We start from the raw sequence: 15,349 nt of genomic DNA on the forward strand, positions 1-15,349 counted from the left end.
ACGAAAAAGCCCCCGGGTCGAAACCCGGAGGCTTTTCCGTTGACTGCTAGCGGTAATCGCTGTAGCCGTAGTCGTCCAGCGGGACCGCGGCACCAGTGGCCTGGCCGAAGTCCGGGCTGTAGTACTGATCCTCGTAGGACGGGATCGTGTACGCGGCGGCCCGGGCCTCCTCGGTCGGCTGCACCTGGATGTTGCGGTACCGGTTGATGCCGGTACCGGCCGGGATCAGCTTGCCGATGATCACGTTCTCCTTCAGACCCATCAGCTTGTCGCTGCGGCAGTTGATCGCCGCATCGGTCAGCACGCGAGTGGTCTCCTGGAACGACGCCGCCGACAGCCACGAATCGGTGGCCAGCGACGCCTTGGTGATACCCATCAGCACCGGACGGCCGGCCGCAGGCTCGCCGCCCTCGGCGACGACCCGGCGGTTCTCCGACTCGAACTCCGAGCGCTCGGTCAGCGAGCCGGGCAGGAACTCCGTCGAACCCGAGTCGATGATCGTGACGCGGCGCAGCATCTGCCGGACGATGACCTCGATGTGCTTGTCGTGGATCGACACACCCTGGGCCCGGTAGACCTCCTGGACCTCCTTGACGAGGTGGATCTGCACCTCGCGGGGGCCCTGGACACGCAGCACCTCGTGCGGATCGGCCGCACCTTCCATCAGCTGCTGGCCGACCTCGACGTGGTCGCCGTCGGTGAGCAGCCGCTCGGTGCCGTCGTCGTGCTTGAACACCTTCAGGCGCTGACGACGAGACAGCTTGTCGTACACCACTTCCTCGCCACCGTCATCGGGGATGATGGTGATCTTGTAGAAGCGGTCGCCCTCCTCGAGCTGCACCCGCCCGGTGACGTCGGCGATCGGCGCCTTGTTCCGCGGGATGCGGGCCTCGAACAGCTCCTGCACGCGGGGCAGACCACCGGTGATGTCCTCACCGACGCCGCCCTGGTGGAACGTGCGCATGGTCAGCTGCGTGCCGGGCTCGCCGATGGACTGCGCGGCGACGATGCCGACGGCCTCGCCGATGTCGACGAGCTTGCCCGTCGCCATCGAACGGCCGTAGCACATCGCGCAGACGCCGGTACCGGTGGCGCAGGTCAGCACGGAGCGGACCTTCACCTCGGTGATGCCGGCGGCCAGCAGCGCCTCGATCGCCGGGTCGCCCAGGTCGTGGCCGCGCTCGACGACGACGTTGCCGTCCTTGTCGACCGCGTCGGTGGCCAGCGTGCGGGCGTAGGCCGACGTCTCGATGTGCTGATCGCGCACCAGGGCCTCACCCCGCAGCTCGGCCAGCGTGACGTTGATGCCGCGCTCGGTCTCACAGTCGGTCTCGCGAACGATGACGTCCTGCGACACGTCGACCAGACGACGGGTCAGGTAACCCGAGTCGGCGGTACGAAGAGCGGTGTCCGCCAGACCCTTTCGGGCGCCGTGGGTGTTGATGAAGTACTCCAGCACCGTCAGGCCCTCGCGGAACGAGGACTTGATCGGCCGCGGGATGAACTCACCCTTCGGGTTGGTCACCAGACCCTTCATGCCGGCCAGCGTCCTGGTCTGCGTGAAGTTACCCGTGGCACCCGAGTCGACGATCGTGATGATCGGGTTGTCCTTCGGGTAGTGCGCACGCAGCGCCTCGCCGACCTCTTCGGTCGCGTCCTGCCAGATCTTCACGAGAGCGTCGTTGCGCTCGTCGTGGTTCAAAGCACCACGCTGGTACTTCTTCTCGATCTGGTCCGCTTCCTTCTCGTAGCGGTCCAGGATCTCCTGCTTCTGCGGCGGCACCAGCACGTCGGCCATCGACACCGTGACACCCGAACGGGTGGCCCAGTAGAAGCCGGCGTCCTTGAGCTTGTCCACGGTCTGCGCGACCACGATCATCGGGTAGCGCTCGGCGAGATCGTTGACGATGCGCGCCTGCACCTTCTTGTGCATCTGCTCGTTGACGAACGGATAGCCAAGCGGCAGAAGCTCGTTGAAGAGCACCCGACCCAGCGTGGTCTCGGCAGTCCAGGCGTCGCCCGGCTTCCAGCCCTCGCTGAACAGCTCGGCCTCGATGTCGGCGGGCGGACGCAGCTGCGTCAGCCGCACCCGGATCTTGGCCCGCACCGACAGTGCACCGCGGTCCATCGCCATGATCGCCTCGGCCGGCGAGCTGTACACACCGGACTCCGCCTGATCCTTGGCGGCCGGCGTGAATTCGCCGGTGTCGCCCTCGATCATCGTGGTCAGGTAGTACAGGCCGGTCACCATGTCCAGACGCGGCATGGCCAACGGGCGGCCCGACGCCGGCGACAGGATGTTGTTCGACGACAGCATCAGGATGCGCGCCTCGGCCTGCGCCTCCGCGCTCAGCGGAAGGTGCACGGCCATCTGGTCACCGTCGAAGTCGGCGTTGAACGCCTCGCAGACCAGCGGGTGCAGCTGAATGGCCTTACCCTCCACCAGCTGCGGCTCGAAGGCCTGGATACCGAGGCGGTGCAGCGTCGGTGCGCGGTTCAGCAGCACCGGGTGCTCGGCGATGACCTCTTCGAGGACGTCCCACACCTGCGGACGCTGCCGCTCCACCATGCGCTTGGCGCTCTTGATGTTCTGCGCGTGGTTCAAATCGACCAGACGCTTCATCACGAACGGCTTGAACAGCTCGAGCGCCATCAGCTTGGGCAGACCGCACTGGTGCAGCTTGAGCTGCGGGCCGACCACGATGACCGAACGGCCCGAGTAGTCGACGCGCTTGCCGAGCAGGTTCTGGCGGAACCGGCCCTGCTTGCCCTTCAACAGATCCGACAGCGACTTCAGCGGACGGTTGCCCGGCCCGGTGACCGGGCGGCCACGACGGCCGTTGTCGAACAGCGCGTCCACCGACTCCTGAAGCATGCGCTTCTCGTTGTTGACGATGATCTCGGGCGCACCCAGATCGATCAGTCGCTTCAACCGGTTGTTGCGGTTGATCACGCGGCGGTACAGGTCGTTGAGGTCCGAGGTCGCGAACCGGCCACCGTCGAGCTGCACCATCGGGCGCAGCTCCGGCGGGATCACCGGAACCGCGTCGAGCACCATGCCCATCGGCGAGTTCGAGGACTGCTGGAACGCCGCGACCACCTTGAGCCGCTTGAGGGCGCGAAGCTTCTTCTGCCCCTTGCCGTTCTTGATGACGTCGCGCAGTTCCTCGGCCTCGGCCTCGATGTCGAAGTTCTCGATGAGCTTCTTGATGGCCTCGGCACCCATGGCGCCGGTGAAGTACTCGCCGTAGCGGTCCTGCAGCTCGCGGTAGAGCACCTCGTCGACGATGAGCTGCTTGGGCGCCAGCTTGGTGAACGTCGCCCAGATCTCCTCGAGCCGGTCCAGCTCACGCTGGGCCCGGTCGCGGATCTGGCGCATCTCGCGCTCGCCACCGTCGCGCACCTTGCGGCGCACGTCGCTCTTGGCGCCTTCCTTCTCCAGCTCGGCCAGGTCGGCCTCGAGCTTCTGCGACCGCTCCGCCAGGTCCAGATCACGCTGGTCCTCAACGGCTTTGCGCTCGACGACCATCTCCGCCTCGAGCGTGGACAGCTCGTTGTGGCGCATCTCGTCGTCGACGGCGGTGATGACGTAGGCGGCGAAGTAGATGATCTTCTCGAGATCCTTCGGCGCCAGGTCGAGCAGGTAGCCCAACCGCGACGGCACACCCTTGAAGTACCAGATGTGCGTGACGGGCGCGGCCAGCTCGATGTGGCCCATCCGCTCACGGCGCACCTTGGCGCGGGTCACCTCGACGCCGCAGCGCTCGCAGATGATGCCCTTGAAGCGGACGCGCTTGTACTTGCCGCAGTAGCACTCCCAGTCGCGAGTCGGTCCGAAGATCTTCTCGCAGAACAGGCCGTCCTTCTCCGGCTTCAGCGTGCGGTAGTTGATGGTCTCCGGCTTCTTGACCTCGCCGTAGGACCAGTTGCGGATGTCGTCCGCGGTGGCCAGGCCGATGCGGAGTTCATCGAAGAAGTTGACGTCTAGCACGTAACTCCCTTTCCCCTTTCGGGACTAGAAAACTATTAGGCCAAATCCTCGACAGAGGCGGATTCGTTGCGCGACAGGTTGATTCCCAGGTTCGCAGCAGCGCGCTCCAGGTCCTCGTCATCACCGTCACGCATCTCGATCGCCGCGCCGTCCGAAGACAGCACCTCGACGTTCAGGCACAGCGACTGCAGCTCCTTGAGCAGCACCTTGAACGACTCCGGAATACCGGGCTCGGGGATGTTCTCGCCCTTGACGATCGCCTCGTAGACCTTGACGCGGCCCACGGTGTCGTCGGACTTGATGGTCAGCAGTTCCTGCAGCGTGTAAGCCGCGCCGTAGGCCTGCATGGCCCAACATTCCATCTCACCGAAGCGCTGGCCACCGAACTGCGCCTTACCGCCCAGCGGCTGCTGGGTGATCATCGAGTACGGGCCGGTGGAACGCGCGTGGATCTTGTCGTCGACCAGGTGGTGCAGCTTCAGGATGTACATGTAGCCGACCGTCACCGGGTACGGGAACGGTTCGCCACTGCGTCCGTCGAACAGCCGCGCCTTGCCGTCATCGTCGACCAGCTTCTCGCCGTCGCGGTTGGGCAGCGTGGCCGACAGCAGACCCTGCAGCTCGGCCTCGCGGGCACCGTCGAACACCGGGGTGGACACGATGCTGCCCGGCTCGGCCTCCAACAGCTCCTCGGGCAGGGCGCTGGCCCAGTCCGGCGAACCGTTGATCTTCCAGCCGGCCTTGGCCACCCACCCGAGGTGGGTCTCCAGGATCTGGCCGATGTTCATACGACGCGGCACACCGTGGGTGTTGAGGATGATGTCCACCGGGGTGCCGTCCGGCAGGAACGGCATGTCCTCGACCGGCAGGATCTTGCCGATGACGCCCTTGTTGCCGTGGCGTCCGGCGAGCTTGTCGCCGTCGGAGATCTTGCGCTTCTGGGCCACGTAGACGCGGACCAGCTCGTTGACACCGGCGGGCAGCTCGTCGTCATCCTCGCGGCTGAACACGCGGATGCCGATGACCTTGCCGGACTCACCGTGCGGCACCTTGAGCGACGTGTCGCGGACCTCGCGGGCCTTCTCACCGAAGATCGCGCGCAGCAGCCGCTCCTCCGGGGTCAGCTCGGTCTCACCCTTCGGGGTGACCTTGCCGACCAGGATGTCGCCGTCGCGGACCTCGGCGCCGATGCGGACGATGCCGCGCTCGTCGAGGTCGGCGAGCACCTCATCGGAGACGTTCGGGATGTCCCGGGTGATCTCCTCGGCGCCCAGCTTGGTGTCGCGGGCATCGATCTCGTGCTCTTCGATGTGAATCGAGGTCAGCACGTCCTCTTCGACCAGGCGGTTGGAGAGGATGATCGCGTCCTCGTAGTTGTGCCCTTCCCACGGCATGATCGCGACGAGCAGGTTCTTGCCCAGCGCCATCTCGCCGTTCTCGGTGCACGGCCCGTCGGCGACGACCTGCCCCGCCTCGACCCGCTGGCCGGCGTCCACGATCGGACGCTGGTTGGCGCAGGTGCCGTGGTTGGAGCGGGCGAACTTACGCATCCGGTAGGTCTGCCGGGTGCCGTCGTCGGCCATCACGGTGATGTAGTCGGCGGAGACCTCCTCGACCACACCGGGCTTGTCGGACACGACGACGTCGCCGGCGTCGATCGCGGCACGCAGTTCCATGCCGGTACCGACCAGCGGGGCCTCGCTGCGCACCAGCGGAACCGCCTGGCGCTGCATGTTGGCACCCATCAGGGCGCGGTTGGCGTCGTCGTGCTCGAGGAACGGGATCATGGCCGTCGCGACCGACACCATCTGGCGCGGCGAAACGTCCATGTAGTCAACCTCATTCGAGGAGACGTACTCGACCTCGCCGCCCTTCCGGCGGACCAGGACGCGATCCTCGACGAAGCGGCCGTTCTCATCGGTCGGCGAGTTGGCCTGCGCCACGACGTGGCGGTCCTCCTCGTCGGCGGTCAGGTAGTCGATCTGGTCGCTGACCACACCGTCGTTGACCTTGCGGTACGGCGTCTCGATGAAGCCGAACGGGTTGACCCGCGCGTACACCGACAGCGAGCCGATCAGGCCGATGTTCGGCCCTTCCGGCGTCTCGATCGGGCACATGCGGCCGTAGTGGCTCGAGTGCACGTCGCGGACCTCGAGGCCGGCGCGCTCACGGGACAGACCACCGGGGCCCAGCGCCGACAGGCGACGCTTGTGGGTCAGACCCGACAGCGGGTTGTTCTGGTCCATGAACTGCGACAGCTGGCTGGTGCCGAAGAATTCCTTGATCGCCGCCACGACGGGACGGATGTTGATCAGGGTCTGCGGCGTGATCGCCTCGACGTCCTGGGTCGTCATCCGCTCGCGCACGACGCGCTCCATGCGCGACAGGCCGACCCGGATCTGGTTCTGGATCAGCTCGCCGACGGTGCGCAGGCGACGGTTGCCGAAGTGGTCGATGTCGTCGACCTCGACGGGCACCTCGACGCCTCCGGGCACGGTCATCGTCTTCTGACCGTCGTGCAGCCGCACCAGGTACTCGATGGTGGCGACGACGTCTTCTTCGGTCAGCGTGGTCGCCGATGTCTGCGCGGGCTCGGCCGTAATACCCAGCTTCTTGTTGACCTTGTAGCGACCCACGCGGGCCAGGTCGTAGCGCTTCTCCTTGAAGAACAGGTTCTCCAGCAGGGTCTGCGCGGACTCCTTGGTCGGCGGCTCGCCCGGACGCAGCTTGCGGTAGATGTCCAGCAGCGCCTCGTCGGTGCCGGCGGTGTTGTCCTTCTCCAGCGTCGACATCATGATTTCGGAGAAGCCGAACCGCTCGGTGATCTGCTCGTTGGTCCAGCCGAGCGCCTTGAGCAGCACGGTGACCGGCTGGCGGCGCTTGCGGTCGATGCGCACGCCGACGGTGTCGCGCTTGTCGACGTCGAACTCCAGCCACGCACCGCGGCCGGGGATCACCTTGACGCTGTGCAGCGTCTTTTCGGTGGACTTGTCGATGCTCTCGTCGAAGTACACACCCGGCGAGCGGACCAGCTGGCTCACCACGACACGCTCGGTGCCGTTGATGATGAAGGTGCCCTTCTCGGTCATCATCGGGAAGTCACCCATGAAGACCGTCTGGCTCTTGATCTCACCGGTGTTGTTGTTGATGAACTCGGCCGTGACGAACAGCGGCGCCGCGTACGTCATGTCCTTGTCTTTGCACTCGTCGACGGGCGCCTTGACCTCGTCGAAGCGCGGATCGGAGAAGGACAGCGACATCGAGCCGGAGAAGTCCTCGATGGGGCTCAGCTCGGTGAGCACCTCTTCGAGGCCGCCGACCGGCTTGGCGTCACCGCGCTCCTTGGCCTTCTCCCGCCAGGCCTCGGATCCGATCAGCCACTCGAACGACTCCGTTTGAACATCAAGAAGCCCGGGAACCTCGAGGGGCTCACGGAGCTTCGCAAAAGAAATTCGATTTGGTGCTCCGGGGACGGAGTTTTTAGTAGCTTCAGCTGTCTTGTTTGGGCGAGACCCTGCCAAGATGCATCCTTCCAGCACCTCATGCGACGATCGAGATGACCGGTGACCGGTTCCCTATAGCCGCGATATCTGCGTCGGTTCGGCTGGCCACTCACGACCACAAACTCCCGAACAAAACGCACGCGACTAGATCACTGAGCGGGGGCTCAGGCTAGGACCTCGGTGTCAGGTGCGGGTTTAGGTGGGCAGGATGCAGCCAGCGCAACGTCCAACAGTACCGCAGGACGGCGTATTCCTCAACATCCACAACCCAACTGCATGCATGGCCGCTGACGGGACGCTGGCTGGCGACTCGTTACCTCTTACCCGTCCATACATTGCTGCCCAACAGATTGGCGCGTGATGGCCTTCCCGTCAAGAGATAACACGGTGTTCGGTGTGGAGTTTTGCGCAAAGAACCCGGCGTCCGGGTCCACCGCGCACGCCGCGAAGTCGTTCGAGTTGATCGAGTGCAGCAGCGCCGCGAAGAACCGCTCGATCGGCGACAGCGCCGCCGGCGGACCGGGCAGCACGTAACCGCGCGCCAGGCCGGCGTCGGTGTCGATGTCGACGATCTCGCCGACGTCGCCGTAGATGCCGGTGCGGCTGTCCTCGTCGTAGACCCGGCCCGCGAACATGTCGGCCAACCAGCCCTGCGTGAGCACCTGGACCGCCTCGACGTCCTGCGGCTGGGACTGACCGAACGCCAGCCCGACGAACGCCTGCACCAGACCGCCGTAGATGCTGCTGCGGAACCCATCCGAGTGGGCCCCGCCGACCAGCTGCACCCCGTTGAACTGATCAGGCCGCATCTCGCTGAACACCTGGTTGGCCTCGCCCCCGTTGTTGAACACCGTCGGACCACCGGCGATATTCAGTACCGGCACCGCGTCCGGCAGCTTCTCGAGAGCGCGGGCCAGCGCGCCGTTGGCGGCCGAACCGTCGTAAAGCAGAACACCCACCAGGTCGGCCTTCTGCTCCTCGGACGCCCGTTCGTAGTAGTAGCCCGACGTGCCCGCCGCCAGCATCGAACCCGCGGAGTGGCCGGCGAGCGCGAACTGCGTCGGCAGCGTGCCCTCGAATCCGGCGGCGGCCGCGCTCTCCCGCAGCGCGGTGCGGTCACCCGCGAACAGTTTCGCCACGGCCAGGTGCATGGGGTCGGCGGTCACGCTGCAGCCGTCACAGGAGAAGTAGTTCGAGGTGATCGACGGCGCGACGACGATCGCGTTGTTGCGTTCGGCCAACTCTGTCAGCGTGACGTTGTAGGTCGCCGCCGGGGACAGGAACCCGTGCTGGAAGTAGATGAGCTTGTCGGGTTCGCCGCTCGTCGGGAAGTACCAGTCGGCCTGGGCGTGGTACCCGTCGCCGCAGTCGATTTTCATCGTGGACCGCCCCGCGGTCACCGAGTACCCGGCCGGCACCACCGGCGGGCCCACCACGAGGTTGATGAAGAAATCGGCGACGCTCCACGCGAGCGTGCCGATCACGTTGATCAGGCTCGGCCGCGCCGGAGCCGGCACATCCGCGGCCGCGGTCATCATGACGCGGGCGGTGGCCGGTGAGGGCTCGACCTCGTCGATGAACGGCGCGTCGACGGTCACTGCCTCGACCGGCGCGGCGACGACGGTTTCGTCGGGCTCCTCGATCTTCTCGGGCTTCACCGGCGTCGGCTCGGGTTCCGGTGCGGGCTCCGGTTCCGCCCGCGTCGCTACCACGGATCGGGTGACGAGGGTGTCGCTCTTGGACTCGACGGCCGCGGGTTCGTCGACCTCGTCGTCGTTGTCCTCGGGCTTGGAGGTCGGCTCGTCGACGTCCTCGGCGGGGACCTCTTCGTCGTCGTCCTCGACGACGTCCTCAGTCTCTTCGTCCTCTTGCGCGGGCGGGTCGGCGTCGGTGTTGTCGACGTCCGAATCCTGTTGCGTGTCAGGCGAAGTCGACTGCGACGTGCCCGCGTCGCCGGACGGGTCGTCGTCGGCGAAGGCGAGGCCCGCTCCGAGGATCGTCCCCGCGGACACGCCTGCGAGGAGGACTCCCGCACTCAGCCACGCCAGAAACCGGCCCGCCATACGACCCCCTGAAGACGACGATTCAGCAAACGGTAACCCCGGCCGAGTCGCCATCAGGGCGGTTTACGCGGAACCGCCCGATCGTCACGCCGCGATGGACCCCTGACAGGTCCCGGCCGCGGTGCGTGCGCCGACGGACTCGGCGACACAGGTTGATTCGAAGGTAAATAACCCGTCCATGAGCGGCACCAACGGCTTGAGGAAGTTGAACGGGAACCACTTGGTCAGCGTGTTGGGCAGCGCGACGACCGACGCCTCACCCTTCGGGGTCTCGAAGCTGAACGCCTCGCCGGGCTCGAGGTAGATGCCCTCCTCCTGGTTTCCGGCAAACATGTCGTTGACCCAGCCGACCATCAGCATCCGCGCGGCCGCCGAGTTCTGCGGCTTCGAGAAGCCCGCCACCAGCTCCTGGGCGAACTGGATGAGCGGGTTGCCGCCTCGCATGGCGTCGACGTGCGACCCGCCCACGAGCGTGACACCGACGAACGTGTCCGGCCGCGCCTCGACCAGCGCGTCCAGGCCGACACCGAAGTTGTTCCAGAAGTACACCGGTGCGGCGAGCTGGTAGATCGGAATGTCGAGCGGAACGAGCCTGAGCGACTCCGTCATCCGCTCCGGGTCGTCGAGCCCGACGCCGTCGAGCAGCACCACGCCGGCCAGCCGGTCGATCGTCTCGCGCTCGACCATGTAACCGGCGATGCCCGACACCGCGCCGCCGCCGAGCGAGTGCCCCATCAGCACCACCCGGTCCGGAATCGGGCCGGTGTAGCCCGCGGCCGCAGCGCTTTCGGCGAGCGCGGTGTTGCCGTCGTCGAACAGCTTGGCCATGCCTTCGTGCATCGGCGCGGCGCCGAGCCAGCACGCGTCGGCGGCGAAGAAGTTCGACGTGATCGACGGGGCCACCACGATGCTGTTGGTCTGCTCGGCCAGCGCGGCCGCCGTGTGGCTGTACCACGGCCCCGCCGCCAGGAACCCGTGCTGCAGATAGATCATCCGCTCGGGTGGGTTCTCCTCGGCGCCCTGCGGGATGTACCAGTCGGCGGGCACCTCGACACCCTTGCCGTCCTCGCAGGCGCAGTCGATGCGCAGCGTCGAACTGCGCACGGTGACAGTGCTGTTCGCCGGCAGAATCGGCGGCCCGCCCAGCAGCCGGGTCGCCACGGCGTAGAGGTTGAACACCAGCGTGCCGATGAACCGCACGATGGCGGGCATCCGGGGAGCCATCGCGGTCGCGGTGATGGCCGCGGTGGCCGGCGCCGACGCGAACGCCACCGCCTCGGTCTCGGCCTGCTCGTCGACGACGGGCGCATCCAGCACGACGTCTTCCTGCTCGACGGCCGGTGCGACGGTCGCCGTCTCTGCGACGGTGTCGTCGACCTTGGCTTCGGACGTGTCCTTCGACCGGGTTTGGGTGGCGACGACGGCCTTCGCGGCGGGCGCCGCAGCCGTGTCCGGCTCGTCCTCGACGCGGTCGGACCCCTTGTCCTTCTCCGGCTCCCGCGCGGGTTCTTCCTCGACCGGCTCTTCTTCTTCGGTCGTCTCCTCTTCGGCCGGCTCCTCTTCCGCGACGTCCTCGTCCGTCGGCTCAGGCTCCATCGACTCAGGCTTAGTCGACTCAGGCTCAGTCGACTCAGCCGGCTCCTGATCCGTCGAATCCGCCTCGTTCTCAGCCGGTTTCGACGACTCCGAGGTGTTGGCCTTGTCAGCGCCGGACGAGCCGGTCTCGTCGGCGATCGCCGCGCCCGCACCCGCAAGCACCGCCGCCGACATTCCCGCCGTAAGCACACCGACGCTGAACCACGTCACGAACCGGTCGACCATGACCCACCAATCTCTTTGCGCCGAACGCACACGGATTTCGACGCGTAAAGATAACGTGCGTTGTCACTTCGGCGAGGTGTTTTCAGCCGCTCGGACTGATCCGCACCGGCACACCGGTCAACCGGGCCATCCCGGCCAAGCTCTCGACATCGTCGACGGCGCTCGACATCAGCCGGTTGACGTTCGCGCCGCCGGCGCTGTTGGCCACCCGCCAGCCGGCGGTGCCCTTGTGGCCCCAGCCGTGCGGCACCGCGACCACCCCGGCGACGATGTCCTTGGTCACGGTGGCGGGCAGCTCGATCTCGCCGTGCGGCGACGCGATGCGCACCAGGTCGCCGTCGTCGATGCCGGCCGCCGCGGCGTCGTCGGCGTGGACGAGCGCGTGCTGGGCGCGCCCGCCGCGCATCAGCAGCGGCGCGTTGTGCAGCCACGAGTTCTCCGAGCGCGCCTCGCGCATACCGATCAGCCGCATCGGATAGCCGTCAGGCACCCGGCGCCGCGACAGCTTGTCCACCTCCGCGCCGATCGAGTCGTGCCGCAACCGCACCCGCCCGCCGCGGTAGACGACAACATCGCGCAACACGCCGCCGCGCAAATAACGTGCCAGCACGGCGCCGTGCGGGTGCTCACGCGTCAGCTTCGAAAAGCTCAGCCCGCGCCGCAGCCCGAACCGGTCGCCGCCCTCGGACAGCCGGATCACCGCATCGGCAAGCATCCGCGGCGACAACCGAGCCCCGAACAGCGACAACACTTTCCGAACGCCGGCGAGGAGAGCGAAACCCGGCGTAGTCCGCGACAGCCGGCCGGCCAGGTCGTCGATGATCTGCCACTCGGCGCGGGCCTGCCCGACCGGCGCGATGACGGCCTCGGTGGCCTGCCGCAGCGGCGTCGGCTGCAGCGTCTGGAACGGCAGCGGAAAGTCGTCGCGCTCGTACATCGACGTCGCGGGCAGCACGTAGTCGCAGTGCGCGAGCGTCTCGTTGACGTACAGGTCGATCCCGACCATCAGGTCCAGCGACTCCAGCGCGCGTTCTAGTTCGTCGCCGTTGGGCACCGACAGCACCGGGTTGCCCGCGCCGACGAACAGCGCCTTGATCTGTCCGCGTCCGGGTGTGGTGATCTCCTTGGCCATCACCGCGGCGGGCTCGGACCCCAGCACCGCGGGGAACCCGCCGATGCGTGAGCGCCGGCGCGTGTAGACGCCGCGCAGCAGTGCACCGCCGGCCTTGGTCAGCCACCGCTCCCCCGGAATGCCGAGGCGGCCGAACATGCTGCCGCCGGGCACGTCGAGGTTGCCGGCAACCAGGTTCACCGCGTCGATCAGATACGTTGTGAGCGTGCCGTTTTCGCCGATACTGGTGCCGACGCGGCCGTACACGGCGGCGCGTTCGGTGCGCACCAGATCGCGGGCCAGCGCCCGCACGGTGCCCGGGTCGATCCCGGTGTGCGCCTCGGTGGCCTCCGGGCTGAACGGACGCGCCAGCTGTTCGAGCCAGTCGACGCCGTCGGCGTGCCGCGCCAGCCGCGCGCGGTCGGCGAGGTTCTCGGAGAACATCACCTGCAGCAGCGACAGGAGCAGGAACGCGTCGCCGTCGGGGACGATGCCGAGCCACTCGAACTGCGCGGCGGTCTCGGTCCTGCGCGGATCGATCACCAGCACGCGGCCGCCGCGTTTGACGATGTCGTGCATGCGGTCACGGATCCGCGGCGCGGTCAGCACGCTGCCGTGCGAGACGACGGGGTTGGCGCCCATGACGACGAGCAGATCGGTGCGCAGCACGTCGGGCACCGGCAGCGCCAGCGGCGATCCGTACAGCAGCTGGCTGGCCACGAAGCGGTTGTTGACGTCCTGCGAGCCCGCGGTGAACAGGTGCATCCGCGGAAAGCCGAACGTCATCGACTGCAGCGCGATCGTGTACGAGTAGTTGAACGCCCCCGGGTTGCCGAAGTACCAGCCGATGCCGCCCGAACCGTGGTCGCGGTGCACAGCCGCGACGCGCGAAGCGATGTCGGCCATCGCCTCGTCCCAGCTGACGGGTTCGAACCCGTCTTCGGATGAGCCGCTTGCGCGAAGACCATCAACGCGAGTGCGGCGCAGCGGGGTGGTGACGCGGTCGGGGTCGTTGACGACCTCGCTGAACGCGATGCCCTTCTGGCAGGCGAACCCCGCCGACACCGGATGGTCCTTGTCGGGTCGCAGGGCGACCAGCCGACCGTCCTCGACGGTGGCAATCATCCCGCAGAGAGGCTCGCAGATCCGGCAGAACGTCGGCTCGTGGCTGACGTTCACCGGGCCGGCTTACTGCTGGGCGCGCGGAATGGCGCCCGTCGGGGCGTCATCCTCCACATGGCGGTGCCGGGCGGTCTCCCCCTCGGGGAACGCGCTCGCCGAATACGTGTTCGTGCCCTCGAGGTCGGCGCGGATCGCTTCCTGCGCGGCGGGCGGCAGCGTGTGCATGATCTCGCGCACCCGCGCCTGACGACGGCCGACGGCCTGGCGCTCCGGCATACCCGGAGTGGCCTGGATCTGCGGCGGCACGCCCTCGATCTCCTCGACGCCACCGTCGTGGTGGCCGGCGTCGATCATGGCCTGCTCCTCGGCCATCGTCGACTCGTCCTTCTCCTCGGACATACCGATCGGGCCGATACGGCGGCCGTTGAGGAACTGACGCACGACGGGCTCGTCGCTGGTCAGCAGCACCTCGCGCGGACCGAACATCACCAGGTGCTTGCGGAACAGCATGCCCATGTTGTCGGGCACCGTGCGGGCGATGTTGATGTTGTGCGTCACGATCAGGATCGTGCAGTCGATCTGCGCGTTGATGTCGATCAGCAGCTGGGACAGGTAGGCCGTACGGACCGGGTCCAGACCGGAGTCGGGCTCGTCGCAGAGGATGATCTGCGGATCGAGCACCAGCGAGCGGGCCAGGCCGGCACGCTTGCGCATACCACCGGAGATCTCGCCGGGGAACTTGTTCTCGTCACCGGCCAGACCGACCAGTTCGAGCTTCTCCATCACGATCTGGCGGATCTCGGATTCCTTCTTCTTCGTGTGCTCACGAAGCGGGAACGCGGTGTTGTCATACAGGCTCATCGAGCCGAACAGGGCACCGTCCTGGAACATCACGCCGAACAGCGTGCGGATCTCGTAGAGCTCCTTGGCGGTGCACTGGATCACGTCGGTGCCGTCGACGATGATCTTGCCGCGCTCGGGGCGCAGCAGGCCGATCAGCGACTTCAAGAACACGGACTTACCGGTACCGGAGGGGCCGAGCAGAACGCTCACCTCACCCGGCGGCAGGTCGAAGGTAACGTCCTCCCAGATTCGCTGGGGGCCGAAGGACTTCGTCAGTCCTTCAACCTGGATACCAATGCCCACGCGAGATCCTTCCGCCAATCATTGTCACAGGCCACACGCCTACCCGCCTGTGGCTTGAGTCACTGTATCTTACGCAGTCAGGCCACGGCACAGGTCTGCGCTCAGATTGTGACCCATCGCAAAAACGCCGATGGGGCCGACCCATTTGCTGGATCGACCCCACCGGTGTGGTATCGCGTCGGCTGAGCCGACTCGGTGCTACTTGACGGTCACCGAAGCGCCGGCGGCCTCGAGCTTGGCCTTGGCATCGTCGGCAGCGGCCTTGTCGACCTTCTCGAGCAGCGGCTTGGGAGCGCTGTCGACGAGGTCCTTGGCCTCCTTGAGGCCCAGGCCGGAGACGATCTCGCGGACGACCTTGATGACGCCGATCTTCTTGTCGCCGGCACCCTCGAGGATGACGTCGAACTCGGACTGCTCCTCGGCGGCCTCGGCGGGGGCACCACCGGCGGCGGGGCCGGCAGCCGCGACGGCGACCGGAGCAGCGGCGGTGACCTCGAAGGTCTCCTCGAACTTCTTGACGAACTCCGAGAGCTCCAGCAGCGTCAGTTCCTTGAACGCGTCGAGCAGCTCGTCGGTGGACAGCTTGGCCATG

The 15,349-nt window shown here is 67.0% G+C and carries 7 protein-coding genes; all 7 read right to left on the reverse strand.

Features of this window, described 5'->3' with window-relative positions; translation table 11 throughout:
* Nucleotides 1–46 precede the first annotated feature (46 nt).
* Entirely contained in the window at nucleotides 47–3,991 is a 3,945-nt protein-coding gene (locus BLW81_RS00245) for a DNA-directed RNA polymerase subunit beta' (RefSeq protein WP_083405448.1), read from the reverse strand.
* Between the two features lie 35 nt (nucleotides 3,992–4,026).
* Complete coding sequence (gene rpoB / locus BLW81_RS00250) at nucleotides 4,027–7,530, reverse strand: DNA-directed RNA polymerase subunit beta (protein WP_157897514.1); 3,504 nt, start codon at nucleotides 7,528–7,530, stop codon at nucleotides 4,027–4,029.
* Nucleotides 7,531–7,814: 284 nt separating this feature from the next.
* On the reverse strand, nucleotides 7,815–9,557 hold the full coding sequence (locus BLW81_RS00255) for a hypothetical protein (protein WP_083405449.1): 1,743 nt from the start codon (nucleotides 9,555–9,557) through the stop codon (nucleotides 7,815–7,817).
* An 84-nt stretch (nucleotides 9,558–9,641) separates the two neighbouring features.
* The gene (locus BLW81_RS00260) at nucleotides 9,642–11,378 is read right to left on the reverse strand and encodes an alpha/beta hydrolase family protein (protein ID WP_083405450.1); all 1,737 of its coding nucleotides are present in this window, start codon (nucleotides 11,376–11,378) and stop codon (nucleotides 9,642–9,644) included.
* A gap of 82 nt (nucleotides 11,379–11,460) precedes the next feature.
* Complete coding sequence (locus BLW81_RS00265) at nucleotides 11,461–13,668, reverse strand: molybdopterin-dependent oxidoreductase (protein ID WP_083405451.1); 2,208 nt, start codon at nucleotides 13,666–13,668, stop codon at nucleotides 11,461–11,463.
* 9 nt (nucleotides 13,669–13,677) lie between these two features.
* Nucleotides 13,678–14,757 carry an ABC transporter ATP-binding protein gene (locus BLW81_RS00270; RefSeq protein WP_083405452.1) on the reverse strand — a complete coding sequence of 360 codons (1,080 nt, stop codon included), beginning with the start codon at nucleotides 14,755–14,757 and terminating at the stop codon, nucleotides 13,678–13,680.
* A gap of 198 nt (nucleotides 14,758–14,955) precedes the next feature.
* Nucleotides 14,956–15,348: a 50S ribosomal protein L7/L12 gene (gene rplL / locus BLW81_RS00275; protein ID WP_083405453.1), complete on the reverse strand. Its 393-nt coding sequence runs from the start codon at nucleotides 15,346–15,348 to the stop codon at nucleotides 14,956–14,958.
* Between the last annotated feature and the right edge of the window lies 1 nt (nucleotide 15,349).

Source organism: Mycolicibacterium rutilum, from assembly GCF_900108565.1.
Taxonomy (GTDB): Bacteria; Actinomycetota; Actinomycetes; order Mycobacteriales; family Mycobacteriaceae; genus Mycobacterium; species Mycobacterium rutilum.